Here is an 18,648-nt window from a genome sequence, read left to right as displayed (position 1 = left end):
ATACAATATCTTGTGGTATTCTACATTCTGTCATCAACAAATTGTGTATTTGTGAAACACTTGTAACTAACTTATATAGGAGAGTTGTGGGATGAAAGTTATTAAATTAGATCAAAAATTTATTGATCAAGTAAAACGAGAAGTTAAGCCCCATTGGGGTGAATTAGGTTGGGTCACTTATAAGAGAACCTATTCTCGCTGGTTAAACGACAAAAACCGTTCTGAAAACTGGGACGAAACTGTTAAACGAGTAATTGAAGGAAACATTAATCTCGATCCACGATTAGCCGACAATCCTTCTGAAGAAGTTGTTGCTCAATTAACCAATGAAGCTCAAAAATTGTTCCGCTTAACCTATGGTCTATCTGCTACACCATCCGGTCGTAACCTTTGGATTTCCGGTACTGACTACCAAAAGCGTAACGGTGATTCTTTGAATAACTGCTGGTTTATCGCTATTCGTCCACAAAATTATGGCGATAGTCATATCAGACCATCATATTTAAGCCAAAAAGATGTAGCTGTTTCAATGCCATTTTCATTCCTCTTCGATCAATTAATGAAGGGCGGCGGCGTTGGCTTTTCAGTTGTAAAAGACAACATCAAGCAAATTCCTAAAGTTGATCAAAAGATCGATTTAACAGTAGTTATCGATAAAAAGAGCAAATCATATGATGCTTCTGTTAAATTAGGTGCTACTGATAAAGAAGAATGGCAAAAGCAAAATCAAGATAAAGACGATTACGTTTACTACGAATTGCCTGATACTCGCGAAGGCTGGGTTTTGGCAAATGCTCGACTGATTGATATGCACTTCAATGCTACTAATCCTGAGGGCAAAAAGAAGTTAGTCTTAGATATCAGCAACATTCGCCCTTACGGTACTAAGATTCATGGCTTCGGCGGCACTGCTTCAGGTCCAATGCCTTTAGTTGAAATGTTCTTTGATATTAATAAGGTTATCAATCCTAAGGCCGGTGAAAAATTAACTGCCGTTGACGCAACTGATATCTGCAACTTGATTGGTAAGACAGTTGTTGCTGGTAACGTTCGTCGTTCTGCTGAACTTGCTTTGGGTTCAAATGACGACCAAGACTTCATTAAGATGAAGCAAGATAAAGATAAGCTTTACCACCACCGTTGGGCATCAAATAACAGTGTTGCAATTGATTCTAAATTCGATAATTACGGTCCAATTGCCGACGGAATTTTGCATAATGGTGAACCTGGCGTTTTTAATCTTGAACTTTCTCGCAACTACGGCCGAATTGTCGATGGTTACCAAGCTGGCATCGATGATAACGTCGAAGGAACAAACCCATGTGGCGAAATTTCCTTATCTAACGGTGAACCATGCAACTTGTTTGAAGTCTTCCCTTATGTTGCTGAAAAACAAGGCTGGGACTTAAAAGAAGCCTTTGCTTTAGCTGTTCGTTTTGCTAAGCGTGTAACCTTCAGTCACTACGATTGGGAAATATCAAGAAAGATTATTCAAAAGAATCGTCGTATCGGTATTTCAATGTCTGGTATTCAAGACTGGATCTTGTCACGCTTTGGTCACCGTGTTGTTACCGGTTGGGAAGATGCTAAAGATCCTGAAACTGGTGCAGCAATTAAGAAGCCAATCTATGATCCAGAAATCGTAAAGACCTTCGATGGCCTTTATAAAGCAGTTGTTAAAGCTGATAAAGATTACAGCGATGTTTTAGGCTGCAACACTTCGATCAAGCACACAACTGTTAAGCCTTCAGGTACTGTAGCTAAACTTGCAGGTGTTTCCGAAGGGATGCACTTCCACTACGCTGGCTACATGATCCAAAGAATTAGATTCCAAGCTTCTGACCCATTATTGCCAGCCCTTAAGGAATGTGGTTACTACACTGAACCTGATATCTACACTAAGAATACTATTTGTGTAGAATTTCCACTTCGTGCTGCTAACGCTGACAGCAAGCAATTTGCATCTGCCGGTACTGTATCAATCGGCGAACAATTTGCTACGCAAGCATTTTTGCAAACCTACTGGTCAGATAACGCCGTATCATGTACCGTTACTTTCCAAGATGGTGAAAGCAAGCAAATTGCCCCACTTCTTCATCAATACCGCCACATCATCAAGTCAACTTCACTTCTTCCATACTATGGCGGCAGCTTAAAACAAGCTCCAAAAGAGCCAATTAATAAAGAAAAGTATGAAGAAAGAGCTGCTCAAATCAAGGGAGACGTTGAAGCAGTCTTCATGAAGCAAAACGATGATGAAAAAGACCTTGAATTGGTTGGTCAAACCGATTGTGAAGGCGGAGCATGCCCAATTAAATAAAAATCAAAATTCTTGGAGGATTAAAAATGAATAAATTAGTTAAAAAGCTCGGTTTACTTCTCACTGTTATCCTGTTATCCTTGGGTGCTGTTGGCATCGCAGATGCAAACCATAGCCACGTTCAGGCTGCTAAGACAATCAGAGTTACATATACTTTGAAAAATAATAAGAAAACAATTGCTAAAAAGAATATTAGAGTTAAAAAACATACTACTGTTTTAGCAGCACTTAAAAAATGCTGGAAAGTAAAGTCTTCTGGCGGTTTTGTTACCAGCATTCATGGCTATAGCCAAAATAAATCTAAAAAGCTTTATTGGACCTACACCGTAAATGGTAAATGGGCTAATGCTGCCAACAAAGTTTATCTACACAACAAAGATAGAGTCGTGTGGACACGGAGCAAATTTTAATTTTAAAATGGAGCATGCCCAATTAAATAAAAATCAAAATTCTTGGAGGATTAAAAATGAATAAATTAGTTAAAAAGCTCGGTTTACTTCTCACTGTTATCCTGTTATCCTTGGGTGCTGTTGGCATCGCAGATGCAAACAATAACCAAGTTCAGGCTGCTAAGACAATCAGAGTTACATATACTTTGAAAAATAATAAGAAAACAATTGCTAAAAAGAATATTAGAGTTAAAAAACATACTACTGTTTTAGCAGCACTTAAAAAATGCTGGAAAGTAAAGTCTTCTGGCGGTTTTGTTACCAGCATTCATGGCTATAGCCAAAATAAATCTAAAAAGCTTTATTGGACCTACACCGTAAATGGTAAATGGGCTAATGCTGCCAACAAAGTTTATCTACACAACAAAGATAGAGTCGTGTGGACACGGAGCAAATTTTAATTTTAAAATGGAGTGATTTAACAAAATGTCGACTACTACACATAAACAAATTAAGCGACTTGCTTTATTAGCAATTTTGACGGCAATGGCTGTCGTGCTAAGAGTGGCGCACATTATTCCGGTTCCAAACGTTCAACCAGTAACTGATATCTTAATGATCTCAACTTTGGAAATGGGATTTGGATTTGGAGTCGCCCTAGCAGTCTTGGTAATGGTCATTTCCAACATCTTCTTAGGTTTCGGAATTTGGACTTTGCCGCAGATCGCTGCTTATACTGTTTGTGTGTTAGTAGTCTTTTTGTTTGGCAAAATTCCCGTTTTTCGTAAACATTTTTGGCTGCAAATTATTCTTGCTACCCTGCTAGGTTATGTCTATGGCCTTATTATTAACTTTGGCATGTCAATTTGGGGTGGCTGGGAAGCCTTTATCGTTTACACTGCTGGCAGTTTCTTGTTTGATACTTACCACTGCATCGGCAATTTTGTCTTCTACCCTATTTTGTACAAGCCATTAACTCTAGCACTTGAACGATACAATCGAGGAAAGATGAAATGACAATCAAAATTTACACTAAAGTTGGCGATCAAGGAACAACCAAGCAGGTCAGCGGCAAGATGGTGCCAAAAGATGATCTGCAAATCGTTGCTTTAGGCGATATTGATGAATTGCAGTCATACATCGGAGTGGTGATTGCAAATTTATCAGAAAAATGTTTGAGTCTAAGCGATGAACTGCATGACCTGCAACGCAATCTCTACTTGCTTGAAGCCGATATCGTAGTCAAGCATCGTCAGGAAATTGATGATAAAAAAGTTAGCGAGTTGGAAAGCAGAATTGATGAACTAACTGCAAAAATTCCTAAAATTCCTGAATTTATTTTGCCAGGAGGAATGAAAACTGGAGCTAACTTACAATATGCACGGACAATTGCTCGCCGAGCTGAACGCTCATTGGTAAAATTGAACCGTGAAGAGCAAAAATTGGCTCCTAGCAACTTAAAATACATCAATCGATTATCTGACTATCTTTTCACTTTAGGACGTTATGCGAATGTTCTGGATGGATATACGGAGGTTAAGAGCAAGATTAGAAAAAATAAAAAATAAAGAAAAGCATGGTATTGAAAAATTCAATATCATGCTTTTTTCTCCATGAGACGTCGTCGTTTAAAAAATTTGAAATTTTTTCGGTAAAAATCGATTTTTTTACGTACTTAATAAATAGAGGGGAATATATAACTCCATAAATTTATCCAAATACATCCTATTCTCTACACTTTCCCCTCACTCTATATTTAAACTTCTATTTGCATTTTTTTGGTAAAGAACCAGCTTACATATTGTAAGTTGGTTCTTTATTTTGTAACCATTTGTTAACATTATTATGTTTTTTTGATCACATCTTCCGTTTATAATTTTTTAATATTAGTATTCAAAGGAGCTATATTTGTGAAAATAGAGAAAAAAACATCGAGTTTATTTATACGAAGTTGATCTAATGCGATGTTTCTTCATGTTGGCCGTTCTCGCCACACACGTTACATCGCATTATACCGACGCTTTCGTAAATGGCTCGCATTCACATGAATTAATGTTAGCCAGTCACATGATGCTGCACTTTGCACGATATGGTTTTATGTTTCTGGTATTATTTTTGGTTTATTATAATTCATTTGAAGAAGTTTTGGATAAAACATATCGGCAATATTGGTATCCCCTACGTATTCTGGATGGGAGTTTCCCTTTTCATTACCATGTGGCTATTCCATAGAGCTGATTTCACTTGGAACAACTGGTTTACTACCTGGCTTAACGATGTACTATATGCCAAACAGTTCTACCTCTACTATTTGTATGTCACCATGCAGTTCTACCTGGTCTTTCCTTTATTGGTTTGGCTATTTAAGAAAACTGAGGGCCATAACAATACCGTTTTAGCAATTTCAGCTGCAATTCAAATGATCATGCTGTTCTACGTAAAGTAGATTTTTCCAAATCAAAGTCATGCTGGCTGGCCGTTCCTCTTGAAGTATTACGGCAATAATGTTTTCTTCTACGAAGATTATTTCGTCTTAGGTGGATATGTTTGGATTCATTATGATACTGTTAAAAAATGGATTCGAAAATATCGTTATTGGATCTACTCAGCGACTGTCCTGCTTAGCTTGGGAACAATTCCGCTATACTTGTTCAACGCAAAAATCATGAACTTCCATCGTCACCTTTCCCAGCTTGCTCACCAACCATACATTATGGTTTATTCAACGGCAGTCATCTTATCTGCGATCTCTGTTTCATTGAAATACGCAGAAGTTAGAACCCAACCTAAGTGGCAACGCTTCTCCAAGTTGGTCAGAATGACATCTTTATTATCATTCGGTATTTATTTGACTCAAACTGCACCAATAATTTTGCTGGATCACTTCCTAACAACCGTTAACATTTACGTTCCAGGCTGGCAATTATTGATCATGTTGCCCTTTGGATTGCTATTCGTAATTGCTGTAGCTTGGCTCATTTCCTACTTCTGCTTCAAGGTTCCGCCATTAGGAATTTTGATTGGACGACCAAATTGGAAAAAGAAAAAGGCAAAAGCTGCCTAATAAAAAGATCGAGCTTTGATAGCTCGATCTTTTTTTGTCCTAATTTTTTCAAGCAAATCTATTGGCGCTAACATTTGACTAACATTTAGAATCTTTGAAAAGTGTTCAACGCTTTCGGGATGAGGATTGTCTATCCAGGCCTTAATCAAACTTAGCAATCCATCGATAAGCAATTCTTGGGCATAATATGATGGAATTTTATCAGTAAGATGCACGTTATATAACTGGGCTCTGCTTCTTATCTCTTTAGTTAAGATCGCCCGCAGCTTTTGCCAAAAACACTGATCACCATTATTTGAAAAAAGCACCTTATACAGATCACGTTCTTGATCAATTGCTCCTATAATTCCGTTCAAAAAGAGATAGTTTTTACGCCACAGATCTGTTCTATCCTTTACTACTTTTCTGATAATACTTTGACGCTCTTTTTGAAAATTGATTTTAAGATCATCAAATAATTTCTGCTCGAGCTTATCCAGTAAATCATATTTGTCTTTGTAATGCAGATAAAAAGTACGACTCTCAAAAAAACCGCGTGCAAAAATTGCACTTTAACAAATTAACAGGGTGCACTTATTGTGCATCATTTACCTTTATACAAAAAATTAACCTTAACTTATCTTCGTAAAACGTTGATAAATCAAGGTTAATCAATCTAAATGATTCTTTCTAATGCTGACTAGAAGGTAAAGGGTTTTAGTCAGCATCACTTGATTTACCAACATTTATAGCCTGCACGCTATTTGTAAAGTGCAGACAAAGTGCATAGTTATTAACAGCTCCAAAGTCGGGAATTTTGCTTATATGATTCTCGATTTTCTTTCACATAAGTTGAAAGGAAAACTTGAATTGTATTTCCCATTCTTTGACAAGCATACATATTAGAAATGCGATTATCATTTCCAAGTAGACTACTTAAATATACTCTCAAAGAATATAAAGCTAAAACAGAATTTTTTTGTTTTTCAATTCTAGACTTACTACATGCGGCTTTTAGCATATCATTTAAGCTTGCCTGTGTAACTGGTAATTGGTTATTTGAACTAATTGATCTATAATTATGTAAGTTCAGAAAAATGTATCCTGATGTATTTTTTAAACCATATTCATTGAGATACTTTTTTTGTTTAATCTGAAATTCCTTAATCAAATCAATTATTTTATTATTCTTAATAGGTAAACTATATCTATAAGCGCCTTTTGGTCTGTCTTTTAAAGAGCCATTAGGCTTTTTTTCTTTTTCAGACCAACTATTATCAATCTTAAAGGTGTATGAACCTTCATACTTAACTAATTGATCAAACTTTAACACTTGTAATTCTTCAGGACGTAATCCCAAGTATGTATCTACAAGTAATGCAAGTTTTGAAACAGAATTAGCAACAGTAGAAACTTCATACTCTTTAAGTAATTCTTTTCTTAAAGCATCAACTTCATCTTTAGAAAATAAATGCCATTTTCTTCCTGTACTAAAGTCAGATTGCTTAAAGAATAGTTTCAGATAACCTCTAGGAATTGGATTAACGTTTAAAACCGCCTTATCCAAAAGGAAAGTAAAGAATGTTCTAAAGTGTGCCAAAGAGACATCTATTACAGTGCTTTTCTTAACACTTGCTTTAGGGTGATCCTTAATATACCAATGTGCAAAGTCATTAAAGAAATGTTGATCAATATCCTTCAATTGGATATCTAATTCATTTTTCTTTTTAAGATACTCATTTAGCAAGGTTAGAGAATAACTCCAGCTTCGATTGGTTGTCGCAGTAATAGACTGAGCCTTTTTCTCAACATATTTAGTGTATTCATCTAAAAAATTTGATTCATCAGTAATGCTCGGTAGACCATTCTTATAACCTGCATATTTTACCTTTAAATCAATCTCAAGCTTTTGAGCCTCAAGTCTTGTCTTGGCTCTCTTGGTAATACGCATCCGCTTACCATTAATTGTTGGTTGAATTCTAACTGACCATAAGCCCTTATATTCACCTTTTAAAATTTTCTTGATCATATTTAAACTACCTCTCTTATAAAAAGAGAGCGGAATAATGATCCCTTACATTATCCGCCCTCTTAATTATTTTGTCCAAACTTTTTCTTGGTGATAGCCTACTTTCCTTAGCCAGATAAGCACTTGATCAATCAAGTAAAAAGGTCTACCGCCTGGTAGTTGATGATAGGGCATTCCCGCTTTTCGAAACTTATACAATAGCGTTGTACTAATTCCTAAAGCTTCACATAATTCTTTACCAGTTAGATATTTGGTCATTATTGTTCTCCTTAAATTGTTTTATAGGCAATTTTGGAATAGAATCAAAGTAGTAGGATTCTAGTCATTGCTTTTGTCGCTATTAGCATGACTAGTATTTTTTTGTGATTTTATTTTCCAAATTGCTTCTGCTATCTCTTTGTCTTTAATTAGTTCATTTTTTAGATCACTATATGTATCCTGAGTTAATTTCAAAGAGACAATTCTTCTTTTCAATTGCTCAAATGAATCTACTACTTGGTTAGCAATATTGCATTCCAGATAAAAGCTTAGGGGATCGTATGGTGTAGTGATGTAAATGGAACGAGCATTCAAATAGCGATCGTGATATCTCGCAGGAGCCATTTTATCAATTTCCCAAGGGTCTAAAAGAGTAAGTAATTGACCATAGTCATAATCATTAGGTCTAAGGTCATTAATTACTATAAACTCTTGACCTTTGTACTCTTGAAAGTGATCACGTTGTGACCCAAGGATAATAAAGTTATCGGGATGTAATTCTTCTAAAACTTCACGAACGAGCTTGGTTTTGCCAATTCCTGAAGTTCCCCAAATCCAATAAGTAGTACATTTTTGCCCTTCAAAGTCTCTGAGAAATTGCTGATGTTTCTTGTATGCTAGAATATCCTCAATGTGATCTAACAAAGTTTTATGCTTAGCCATCTCAAGAACACCAATTTTTTCTTGAAGTTCTTCTTTTGAAAGCTTTTCATTTGAATAGTCATCAATAAAGTTTTCAATTGCTTGACGTGATGGCTTTTTGACTTTTTGTCTAATCTCATTGATTCTATCTTTAAAATCAAATGAAGCTACTACCTCTTTAGGATCATAATGGTATTTGCTCTTAGCATTATTAGTTTCATGAATTAGGTAACTGTAACCATTATTAATAGTACTGTGCCAAGCTTCGATGTATTGTTCATGATCATTGAAAATCTTAGATATTCTCGAGATTGTTTTAGCATCTTTGAAATGAATCATTACATGAAAATGAGGTCGAACCTTTTTGTTATTTTCATCAATATCCTTATCATGCAAGATATAAGCCCACTCTTCTGCACCAGACTTTTCAAGTCGATCTTTTAGCTCATCTTTGTTAAACGGTAAATGATCTAAATCTTGTGTATACATGAAATTGTGAGAACGTATTTTCTTTTTCACATTTAAGGATTTCCTTTCTTAATTACACGAATAGCATATTAACTTTCGGGGCTGAATAACAAGCTCTCAGCCCCGATATAATCGCATTTTAAGGATTATTTACACAGCTATGGAGGATATATTTTATACGCGCGGTTTTCCGCTTTAGCGCTTTTGTCTGCGACAAGCGCTAGCTCCAAACCGCGCATTATTTCTTTTCTCCTTTATAGATGTAAAAGCTACCCTTACGAGTATGACCTGAGCAAATATATTTATCGGTATAACTGCTTACTTCTTGAGCAATATTATCTAGATTGCTATCTAATACTTTCTTTGCTTTAAAGTTGTTAGGAATACATACTCGTACTTCCATTGAGTCTTCCGCATAATCAATGTATGTGTACCAAAGAGCAGAATTATATATTCTCTGATCAAGATTAACCTTTGCTTTTGACGTAAAATCATTGATTGTATTTTGCTGACGTAGAAAACTTCTTAATCTGCAACTATCATTTAATGACTTGCAGTAGTTACCAAAGCCACGTTTTCTAGACAATAGATAAACTGAAATAGCTGCCAGAATTAGTAGACCAACACCTATTATTAAAACTATAGTTTGATACTGTATGAACAGGTTGAATCGATGAATTAACCAGTCTAAACAAATAATGATTACGCTTGCTAATGATTCATAAATTGGAAAAAATAATTTCATATTATTTACCAGCCTTTTACTGTAGGTGCCAGAAACGGGGTAATTGCCGGCACATCATTACTATTAATTTTTTGAATAATTCCAGTTGCTACACCAGAAGGTACTACGATGCTTGAAACATCATAATCTGGAAACAAATATTGACAGCTCTTGGAATTTACAAGACCCATTAAAATACGTAAGTTACATTGAGATCTTACAGATGTAGGTATCGTTTTTGCATCTAATTCTTGTGAGATTAGTACTAAGTGAACATTACTTTCTCTTGCTAACAAAGTAATTGTTTGCAACAAGCTAAAAAATGAATCAACAATTCGTTTATTTGCACCAGTTGTAAGAGCGCTAAGTTCATCAATAGTGACAACAACAGGTAGAAATTTCTTGTTGACATTAGCATGAGATTGAAGATACTCACTCTGCCTTTGATATACTAACTGCAGAACTTGACTTAGCTTATCATTTACTTTTGATAAGAAGTCTGATTTAGATACGTCTTGTGATGGGTAGATAATTTTTTGATTATTATCACGTGCCCACCAAACTAAATCTTTCGAACCCTTGGGATCAATTGTGATTATTTTTCCCATCCTTGCTGCATTACTATTGAGCCATTTGGTAAGAATTGTCTTACCTGAACCTGATAATCCCATGATGGCTACAGAAGTTAGTGAATTAATGTTCACACAGTAATTCTTCATTAGCCAGATATTTCCATCTTTAGCATTTAAATCTAAAAATGAATCAACATCATTTATAACAAGTCTTTTTGAGATACCTCTTTTCCACGGAAAAGCCCACGCTCGGGCTTTATGTATGTTATCCGTTTCCCACGGTACTAATAATGGTGAGGGCTGTGGAAAGACAGTAAAGTATGGATAAGCATTGGTGCTGATAATCGAAGTTAATCGATTATACAATTCTTGGTTGAGTAACAAAGCTGATGGACTGTAAAAGATGAAATCCAGTTCTTGCTCTGTGGCAACAACATCAAATGATAAAGTATAGGAAGTTTCACCATCTTTATTCAAAGCCATATTAATGGCCTGTTTGCAATGAGAGGCAATTTCATCGAGGGTCGGCTTTATCATTTTTAAGCCTCCTCAATGTCTTCAGCCTTAAACCAGACACTATTATCTACTTCACAAGCTTGTAAATGCTTAAACATAACGGTTGATTTATAAGGTGGCAACTTAACCTTTTTATCAAACTTAACGTAAAAATAATTATCTGGCATACCACATAAGATGCGATAGCCCGTAATTTCATCCGTTGGCTTGCGATTTTCCCACTTTACTCGTGGTTCAAGCTTAGTACTTAACAACACAACATCTGTATCTTCTGGTACATAAATGCTTGCTACTTCTTCTGAGTAACCGCTAGTTCTTTTTGCTTTCATAATGGAAAGTCCTTTCTCTTAAATATGATTAATTAATTTCTAGAATGCGTTTATTAATACATTGGAATCACTCTTTCATTTGATTTACTAATATTATCTGATAAAATAAGTGGTAGGAAGTAAGGCAATTTATATTATTTTTTGCTAATTTTCTACTACTATTTTTAGAAAGAATAATTTACATGCATAATTCGATTGATAAATTAACCAATAAAATATATAAAAAAATTTCTTTGCGTATTTTGAATAGGAAAAAAGAATTAAAAAAGAAGAGATTTCAAATTACCGATGCCAATAATGTTCAAATGCTTTCGAATATCATGCACAATAAAAGAAATAAAAAGCGAAATCCCTATTTATTAAATTCAAAAACTACTTATGATATTGTTTCAAAATTAGATTTCAAGTCTTCATACGATTTGATTTGGGGTGAAAATGAAGATTTAAATTCAATACTAGAAGATCTATTTAAATATGGCTTAAAATACTTACAAACAATCGATAAAACAAAAAATGAGTTGATTGAAAATTGTCTTTTAGATTATTTGCCTTATGCCAAGATATCTGCTGAATTTGAATATGCTTTGGAACCTTTAAAACCAGATATAGAAGACGTATTCCTTAATCATAATATTGCAATTAAACATTTGTACTATGGTATTTCAGAATCCTTTAAAAAGGCGCATAAAAGCTTTTTCGAAAATAAAGAAACAAAAAAGCTTCCACAAAATATAAATAAATTTGTAGAAACTAATCTCCCCAACCTATTACAAAAATATTTAGATGACACTGATAATCAAGGTAAAAGGGCTTATAAAATTATGTCTGAAATCATGAGCTATGAAAGTGAAGATGAATTCGATAGCATTTCCCATGGCCCGGAGTGGGAAATGCACCAACCTCTGACCATTTCTGAACGTCCACTTACGGAAGTTCGTGAAGAGGTTATAGAAGCTGGCAACAAATATATTGATACAATAGTTAATGAACAAAAAGAACTTGATCCCTTTTATTTGGACAATCCGTTTTATTTGTAGGTATTTAATCAACATGTAAGAAAAAATTTTATCGATGTTAATTAAATCGTACGGATTATTAAGGATAAAAATTCTATATCCTGGATAAATTTTCCTATATATGGCCAAAATTCTAAGTACTTTTGCGAAAATAAATAAAAATGCTCTTATCTACATTCTCATAGATAAGAGCCTATTTTTGTTTTCCATAATTACTCAGTCCTAGATCAGACTATTTCTTAAAAATTCCCATCGTAATACCAGAACTTGCGACTTGAGCATACTTAGCAATTTCTAACTGGAAACTGACAAGATAACTTGGTAAGTCATTTTCTGAAAAATTGGCTTGCAATTGATGATACAGATTTGAGGCAACTGATTGAATTGATTCATTATTAGTAATCCGATCAATCGCTTGATCAAACAGCTCAGTTAATTTTTTATTATCCAGTACCTCTTGTTTAGAAGCCAACTCTTCCAATTCATTTTTAAAAGCTAAACTATCATTACTCAATTTCTTTTCAGACATAATTTTGCCTCCAGACCAAAACAATGAATTGAGGTCTGTCCCTAAAGCATTGGCTAACTTCATACATAAATCTAATGATGGATTATACTTATTCTTTTCAATTAGGTTTATTGTCTGTCTAGCAACGCCAATTTCATTAGCTAATGCCTTTTGTGATAGACCTTTTTGTTTACGATAATATTTCACTTGATTCATGGATCGATCCTTTTCTAAGATGTCATATATATTTAACATCTTTATGTCTCATATATTAGACTATTTTTCAAATATGTCAACTATATTAGACACATATTTATTTTTTTAGTAAATACAAAGACCCTTACCTACTTTTCTCATAGATAAGAGTCTTTTCTTATTTTTGATCATTATTCCACTCTCAAAAAACCGCGTGCAAAAATTGCACTTTAACAAATTAACAGAGTGCACTTATTGTGCATCATTTACCTTTACGCAAAAAAATTAACCTTAACTTACCTTCGTAAAACGTTGATAAATCTAAATGATTATTTTTAATGCTGACTAGAAGCCCATAGGTTTCTAGTCTTTTTTCCTTTATTATCAATGTTTTCAGACGCTTTAGACTTAAACTGTGTGCAATTCTCATGCACACAACTTTTTATCCTGCCCAAAGTTGCGTCATTTTATCTTCAATACTTGGATCAACTCCAACATACGTATTCATGAACATTTGCAGTGAATGCCCCATCTTTTCAGCTGCCCACGGATATGACATACCCGGAGTATTAGCTAATTTAGTACAAATAGTATGTCTAAATGAATAAATACTTAGCTTTTTATCATCTGCATGAATATCTGCTCTTTCACAAATTGATTTAAACATATCGTTAATACTGCGCTGTTTAATCGGTTTACCAAAGCATGCAGTTTTATAATCATGCAAATTAATAAATACTAAATCATTTTCATTAGTAATACCGTTATCATCCAAAAAGCTTTCTTGTTTAATCTGAAACTGCTTAAGCAAAATAATTAAACTTTCTGGTACTGGCAATAATACTCTTGAGTAACCTTTAGGACGTGCTTTTAAAGCTCCTGTAAAATCATTTGTGTAATCAGACCAGCTATTATTAATTCTAAAAGACCATTTTTCATTTTCATTAACAACATTAGCAAACTTCATAGCTTGAAGTTCTCCAACTCTCATACCAGTGTAGCTTTCAATTAATATTGCTAATTTGCTAACCCAGTTCATAACCGAAGAATGCTTTAAGTCTTCAACAATTAGTTGTCTAATTTTATCTAATTCTTGATCTGATAAAATATACCATTCTTGAGGAACAGTAAAATCGCTTTGTCTAAAAAAGAGTTTTAACGCTCCTTCCGGAACAGGATTTTCTTTAACTACTGTTCCTTGAATTGACTTAAAGAAATTTCGCATATGAACAAGTCTTTTAGCAATAGTTGATGACTTGCTAACAGTAGTATTGTGCTTGTCTACGTAATCATGAGCGTATTTTGAAACAAGAACCGTTGTAACTTGGTTAATCTTAGTTTTAGCAAAATAACTTTTAAACGAGTTAGCAGAATCTTGCCAAGATTTTAAAGTTACAGGGCTAATTGAGTTAGCTCTTTGATCTACATATTTTTGAAAGCTTTCAGCAAATACCGCCCTACCATCACCTAAATTTAAGCCAGATTTATACTCTGTCCACATTTGCTTTTCTAATTTAGAAGCTTCTGTTTTAGTTTTTGCATACTTGATTGGAATTGAAATTCTCTTACCAGTAATTTGATCAACTGGTTGAATTCTTACCGACCACTTTCCTTTATTTTTCCCAGTAACAACTTTTTTAATCATCTTTATTTTACCTTCTTCTTTAATAAAAAAGGTAGAACAGAGGTTACAACTCTTATTCTACCTTCAAAAGCTTAATTTTGCAGCTATTTCATCCATTTACTCTCTTGATGAAAACCGGCTTTATAAAGCCATTCTTCTACTTCATCTAGAATATAATATGCTCTGCTGTTATCACACAGTTGATGATATGGCATTCCAGCTTTCTTCATTTTATAAAAGAAAGTAGTGCTAATATTTAATTCGTTACAAAGTTCTTTAACGTTTAAAATCTTTTTCATTGTGTTTACCTCTTTTTGTGAGTAAACTAAGTGTAGTTATAGTTTATGAATGCTAGTCATTACTTTGATCGGTTTGACTAGTATTTTTTTGCTTTCTAAGCTCTGAAATTTTGTCTGCTAGTTCAATATCTTTAATAACTTCTTTCTTAACGTCTTCTACGTTGTCTTTTGTCACATGCATTGCGACTACTCGCCTTTTAAGTTGTTCAGCAGTATCAACAAGTCGATTATCGATATTGCAACTCTTGTAAAAGTTTTCGGGAGAGTAAGGAGTAGTAATAAAAATTGCACGTGCGTTAAGAAACTTATCATGATATCTGCTAGGTGCCATTTTGTCGTGTTCATAAATATCTAGGAGCGTTAGAAGTTGACCATAATCGTAGTCTGCTGGTCGCAAATCATTAAGAATAATATAACTTTCACCTTTATAAGTTTGAAAGTGATCACGTTGAGAACCCAAAATACAAAAATCCTTTTTAAGCTCTTCCATTACAGACCTGCATAGCCTTGTTTTACCTACTCCTGAAGACCCATACAGCCAGTATGTGACACACTTTTGACCGGTAAATTCTTTTAAAAATTCTTGATGTTTTTTATAATCAAGAATTTCATCAACATGATCTAACAAGTATTTGTGTTTTGCCATCTCGAGAACTCCAATTTTTTCTTGCAATTCTTCTTTTGAAATCAAGCTATTTGAATAATCATCAATCAAGTTATTAATAGCGTTATCAGAAAGCTTATTCACTTTCTTTCTAATTGTTTCAATTCGTGCTTTAAAATCAAATGAAGCTTTAACTTCAGATGGATCATAATGATGTTTTTCGTTGTCTTTTGCATCGCTTGTTTCATGAATCAAGTAGCTGTATGCATTATTGATACTTCCGCGCCACGCTTCAAAATACTGCTGTTTATCATCAAATGTTTTTGCTACACTGCTTGTAGTTTTTGCATCCTTGTATCGAATTGCTACATGATAATGAGCACGAATCTTATTGCCTTTGTCATCTAAGTCTTTGTCGTGTAAGATGTATGCCCATTCGATTGCACCAGACTTCAAGATTTTTCCTTCTAGATTTTCTTTTGGAAAAGGCAGATGATCTAAATCTTGTGTATACATCCAGTTGCGACTTCTGATAACTTTCAAGTTTTATCACTCCTTTTTACTTATCAGTTACACAATTTACACAATTACTCAAGGCTGTAATAACAAGCTCTACAGCCTTGATACTGTGAGTTTTATGTAATCATTTCACGAAAACTTTATATAAGTGTTAAACGGCCAAGCTCTTATGTGCTCTTGCCTTACGGCAAGCACAGAGCTTGGCCTAAAGGCTATTAGTTATTCTTTTTTCTTGAACCATAGTACACGTTAAATTGGCCATCTTTTTCAGGCTTGTTGTTTAACATGTATTTTTTCATATAAGAATAACGCTCCAAATGATCAAGCAAATGTTCTTCTTTTTCTCGCAGAATTTTGACTGCTTCATCATTTTGTGGTACGCAAATTCTTACTTCGACATGATCTCGAAAATAATTGATGGTAGTGTAATGTAAGCAAGAATTGTACATTTGCTGAACTAGATCAACTTTTGTTTTGTCGGTGTAATCATTGATTCTTTTTGGAATATATAAGAACTTACGAAGATCATTGCTGTCATCAACTGAATGAAAATATTCAGTTAATCCTCTATTCTTAGCAAAGAAAATCAGACTAATAATACTTACAGCAAGTGAAATAAATCCTAAACAGATTAGCCAATTTTTGTATTGTGTCAAAAAGAAAACATATTTTGTTAGATAGCTCAAAGCAAAAGAAGCTAAACTAATTAATAAAGAATAAACTGGAATAAAAATTGTCATTATAATGACTCCTTAATTCAAAATAGTGGGCGCTAAGAACGGCGTTACAGCAGGCACCTCTTCATTATTAATTGTTTGAATAATTCCTGTCGCGATCCCCCTTGGTACCACGATAGAAGAAACATCAAAATCAGGAAAAAGATACTGTGCTGATTTGCTGTTTACCTGGCCTAGCAAAATACGAACTGACGTTTGATCTCGTACTTGAGTTGGAATGACAAGATTGCTTAAAACTTGTGAGATAAGCATAGAGTGTACATTCGTTTCACGTCCCAGAAGTGTAAGTGAAGTAAGCAAGCTAAAAAATGCATCTTTAATCTGCTTGTTTACTCCAGAAGTCAATGCTCCAAGTTCATCGATTGTCACAAAAATCGGCTTAAATTGTTTTTTAGCCATATCTTCAGATTCCAAATAAGTATTTTGTCGCCGATATACGATGTGCAAAACGTCACTAAGTCGATCATTAACCTTAGTCAAAAATTCCGATTTAGATACATTACCAGCAGGATAGATTACTTCTTGTTTATGATGCCTACCCCACCACACTAGATCCCTTGATCCCTTAGGATCGATAGTAATGACAGTACCATAATAAGCAAAATAATTATTTAAATATTTTGCCAGCATTGTTTTTCCACTACCACTTAAGCCCATTAGCGCAATACTTGTGATTTTATTCACATTAATCTTATAACGATTCATTAACCAAATATCTTCGCCAACTGAATTATTCTTAATAAATTCATTAAGATCCTTGATTTGTAATCTCTTTGGAACACCTACACTCCACGGAAAAAGCCACGCTCGGGCTTGATGAATATCATCGGTAGCCATTGGCACTACTAAAGGAGCTGGCTGTGGATATACTGTAAAATAAGGATATACAGTATTAGAAATAACAGAAGTCAGCTTGTTGTATAGCTGCTGCGTTAAATCTATACCCGATGGTGAATAATAAACCATATACAAACCATCTTTTTTTGCTTCAACAGTAAAAGATAAGTTATATGAATTTTCTCCTGTTTGTGGAATTGCCATGTTAATAGCTTGTCTACATAAATTACTAATTTCATTTAAATCAGGTTGATACGACATAATAAAATTACTTCTTTTCTTTAATATCACTTGCTTTGAAGTAAACATTATTGCCAATCATACAAGCTTCAAAGTTAGTTAATGCAACTTCGCTTAAATAAGGAGGTAGATTTACTTCTTTATCAAACTTGATTGCAAATGATTCACCATTTTGTACACTAGGAGAAGTAACGTAGATTTTATACCCTGTTATTTCATTTGATGGTTTGTTATTAACCCACTTCATTACTGGAATAAGTTCAGTACTGATAATGTAAATTGGTGTATCATTTGGTACAACCAACTTTCTAGTTTCTTCCGAATATCCATTTCTATTAAAGTATTTCATCTTTAAGATCCCCTTTTTCTAAAGTTCTCAAAATCGTCAGAGGTAAAATATACTGTTTTCTTTGAACAGTAATCACTCTAACAAACTGATAATTTTTAACTTCATCAGCGCCTTCAACAATAGTAGGCAGGTAACATTCATACCAACTAGCATCTAGTTCTTCAGCATCCAAAGAAATAATGTTTTCGGAACTATATGCCATTACTGAATCATTCTCTAAATTTCTAGCTACAATACCTGTGATCAGGTTTTCCCCATCATTAGGTAATAGAATTTTTGTAGCTGTATAATATAAAAGTTGCATTTCGACACTCCTTTTATCAAGAAGGTAGTAGGATTTAATTAACAAATGAAAGTGAATTTCTTGTGAAGTACTTCTCTGTTCAACTTTCATTTTTAATTCTATAAAAATTTCATCTTGATAACGTGG

At 34.0% G+C, this 18,648-nt stretch carries 23 protein-coding genes and 1 pseudogene; 8 read left to right on the top strand and 16 right to left on the bottom strand.

The window, feature by feature from the left end; genetic code table 11:
* Positions 1-91 precede the first annotated feature (91 nt).
* The 7 genes from nrdJ to D0Z64_RS00205 all read left to right on the top strand — a co-directional run bounded on the left by nrdJ (position 92) and on the right by D0Z64_RS00205 (position 5,773).
* A complete protein-coding gene (gene nrdJ, locus D0Z64_RS00235) occupies positions 92-2,320 on the top strand; it encodes a ribonucleoside-triphosphate reductase, adenosylcobalamin-dependent (RefSeq protein ID WP_080880988.1) in 2,229 nt (742 codons plus the stop codon).
* Positions 2,321-2,346: 26 nt separating this feature from the next.
* Positions 2,347-2,730 (top strand): DUF4430 domain-containing protein, encoded by a 384-nt coding sequence (locus D0Z64_RS00230; protein ID WP_080880987.1) that lies wholly within the window; start codon positions 2,347-2,349, stop codon positions 2,728-2,730.
* 56 nt (positions 2,731-2,786) lie between these two features.
* Positions 2,787-3,170 (top strand): DUF4430 domain-containing protein, encoded by a 384-nt coding sequence (locus D0Z64_RS00225; protein ID WP_080880986.1) that lies wholly within the window; start codon positions 2,787-2,789, stop codon positions 3,168-3,170.
* A 25-nt stretch (positions 3,171-3,195) separates the two neighbouring features.
* A complete protein-coding gene (locus D0Z64_RS00220; protein ID WP_080880985.1) occupies positions 3,196-3,726 on the top strand; it encodes an ECF transporter S component in 531 nt (176 codons plus the stop codon).
* The gene (locus D0Z64_RS00215) at positions 3,723-4,277 is read left to right on the top strand and encodes a cob(I)yrinic acid a,c-diamide adenosyltransferase (RefSeq protein WP_006351292.1); all 555 of its coding nucleotides are present in this window, start codon (positions 3,723-3,725) and stop codon (positions 4,275-4,277) included. The genes D0Z64_RS00220 and D0Z64_RS00215 overlap by 4 nt, the downstream gene beginning before the upstream one ends.
* Positions 4,278-4,789: 512 nt before the next feature.
* Positions 4,790-5,155, top strand: a complete 366-nt coding sequence (locus tag D0Z64_RS00210; RefSeq protein ID WP_127345496.1) for a hypothetical protein — start codon at positions 4,790-4,792, stop codon at positions 5,153-5,155.
* A 39-nt stretch (positions 5,156-5,194) separates the two neighbouring features.
* The gene (locus D0Z64_RS00205; protein ID WP_080880983.1) at positions 5,195-5,773 is read left to right on the top strand and encodes an acyltransferase family protein; all 579 of its coding nucleotides are present in this window, start codon (positions 5,195-5,197) and stop codon (positions 5,771-5,773) included.
* Here the strand turns inward: D0Z64_RS00205 and D0Z64_RS00200 are convergent.
* From D0Z64_RS00200 to D0Z64_RS00170, 7 genes are all read right to left on the bottom strand, one after another.
* Positions 5,770-6,129: a TetR-like C-terminal domain-containing protein gene (locus tag D0Z64_RS00200; RefSeq protein WP_164742113.1), complete on the bottom strand. Its 360-nt coding sequence runs from the start codon at positions 6,127-6,129 to the stop codon at positions 5,770-5,772. The genes D0Z64_RS00205 and D0Z64_RS00200 overlap by 4 nt on opposite strands.
* 416 nt (positions 6,130-6,545) lie before the next feature.
* Entirely contained in the window at positions 6,546-7,781 is a 1,236-nt protein-coding gene (locus D0Z64_RS00195) for a phage integrase SAM-like domain-containing protein (RefSeq protein WP_127345495.1), read from the bottom strand.
* A gap of 66 nt (positions 7,782-7,847) precedes the next feature.
* Positions 7,848-8,039 carry a helix-turn-helix transcriptional regulator gene (locus tag D0Z64_RS00190; protein WP_080880980.1) on the bottom strand — a complete coding sequence of 64 codons (192 nt, stop codon included), beginning with the start codon at positions 8,037-8,039 and terminating at the stop codon, positions 7,848-7,850.
* Between the two features lie 60 nt (positions 8,040-8,099).
* Positions 8,100-9,200 (bottom strand): Rep family protein, encoded by a 1,101-nt coding sequence (locus D0Z64_RS00185; protein WP_080880979.1) that lies wholly within the window; start codon positions 9,198-9,200, stop codon positions 8,100-8,102.
* Between the two features lie 187 nt (positions 9,201-9,387).
* Positions 9,388-9,894 carry a hypothetical protein gene (locus tag D0Z64_RS00180; RefSeq protein ID WP_023061761.1) on the bottom strand — a complete coding sequence of 169 codons (507 nt, stop codon included), beginning with the start codon at positions 9,892-9,894 and terminating at the stop codon, positions 9,388-9,390.
* 5 nt (positions 9,895-9,899) lie between these two features.
* Positions 9,900-10,982 carry a type IV secretory system conjugative DNA transfer family protein gene (locus D0Z64_RS00175; protein ID WP_080880978.1) on the bottom strand — a complete coding sequence of 361 codons (1,083 nt, stop codon included), beginning with the start codon at positions 10,980-10,982 and terminating at the stop codon, positions 9,900-9,902.
* A gap of 2 nt (positions 10,983-10,984) precedes the next feature.
* Positions 10,985-11,290 (bottom strand): hypothetical protein, encoded by a 306-nt coding sequence (locus D0Z64_RS00170; RefSeq protein ID WP_080880977.1) that lies wholly within the window; start codon positions 11,288-11,290, stop codon positions 10,985-10,987.
* Between the two features lie 182 nt (positions 11,291-11,472).
* Here D0Z64_RS00170 and D0Z64_RS00165 point away from each other — a divergent pair, with 182 nt between their 5' ends.
* Positions 11,473-12,327 (top strand): hypothetical protein, encoded by an 855-nt coding sequence (locus D0Z64_RS00165; protein WP_080880976.1) that lies wholly within the window; start codon positions 11,473-11,475, stop codon positions 12,325-12,327.
* Positions 12,328-12,538: 211 nt separating this feature from the next.
* On the opposite strand, the gene D0Z64_RS08430 is transcribed toward D0Z64_RS00165, so the two are convergent.
* From D0Z64_RS08430 to D0Z64_RS00125, 9 genes and pseudogenes are all read right to left on the bottom strand, one after another.
* Entirely contained in the window at positions 12,539-12,859 is a 321-nt protein-coding gene (locus D0Z64_RS08430) for a bacteriocin immunity protein (protein WP_406565684.1), read from the bottom strand.
* Positions 12,845-13,030, bottom strand: a pseudogene (locus D0Z64_RS08425) (helix-turn-helix transcriptional regulator); the annotation flags it as partial. The pseudogene D0Z64_RS08425 and the gene D0Z64_RS08430, both read right to left, overlap by 15 nt.
* Positions 13,031-13,451: 421 nt before the next feature.
* Positions 13,452-14,654: a tyrosine-type recombinase/integrase gene (locus tag D0Z64_RS00155; RefSeq protein ID WP_080880975.1), complete on the bottom strand. Its 1,203-nt coding sequence runs from the start codon at positions 14,652-14,654 to the stop codon at positions 13,452-13,454.
* Positions 14,655-14,737: 83 nt separating this feature from the next.
* Positions 14,738-14,932, bottom strand: coding sequence for a helix-turn-helix transcriptional regulator (locus D0Z64_RS00150; protein ID WP_080880974.1), 195 nt, complete (start codon positions 14,930-14,932; stop codon positions 14,738-14,740).
* A 52-nt stretch (positions 14,933-14,984) separates the two neighbouring features.
* Positions 14,985-16,079 (bottom strand): Rep family protein, encoded by a 1,095-nt coding sequence (locus D0Z64_RS00145; RefSeq protein WP_236943520.1) that lies wholly within the window; start codon positions 16,077-16,079, stop codon positions 14,985-14,987.
* 191 nt (positions 16,080-16,270) lie between these two features.
* The gene (locus tag D0Z64_RS00140) at positions 16,271-16,795 is read right to left on the bottom strand and encodes a hypothetical protein (RefSeq protein WP_080880973.1); all 525 of its coding nucleotides are present in this window, start codon (positions 16,793-16,795) and stop codon (positions 16,271-16,273) included.
* 12 nt (positions 16,796-16,807) lie between these two features.
* Complete coding sequence (locus D0Z64_RS00135; protein ID WP_080880972.1) at positions 16,808-17,890, bottom strand: ATP-binding protein; 1,083 nt, start codon at positions 17,888-17,890, stop codon at positions 16,808-16,810.
* 7 nt (positions 17,891-17,897) lie between these two features.
* Positions 17,898-18,218: a hypothetical protein gene (locus D0Z64_RS00130; protein ID WP_080880971.1), complete on the bottom strand. Its 321-nt coding sequence runs from the start codon at positions 18,216-18,218 to the stop codon at positions 17,898-17,900.
* Positions 18,205-18,522 carry a hypothetical protein gene (locus D0Z64_RS00125; RefSeq protein ID WP_080880970.1) on the bottom strand — a complete coding sequence of 106 codons (318 nt, stop codon included), beginning with the start codon at positions 18,520-18,522 and terminating at the stop codon, positions 18,205-18,207. Before D0Z64_RS00125 ends, D0Z64_RS00130 begins: the two co-directional genes overlap by 14 nt.
* Positions 18,523-18,648 lie beyond the last annotated feature (126 nt).

Origin of the sequence: Lactobacillus amylolyticus, assembly GCF_003999355.1 — a bacterium.
GTDB classification, from domain to species: Bacteria; Bacillota; Bacilli; order Lactobacillales; family Lactobacillaceae; genus Lactobacillus; species Lactobacillus amylolyticus.
Note: the sequence above shows the minus strand (reverse complement) of the source record. Positions and strands in the feature narration are given on the sequence as shown.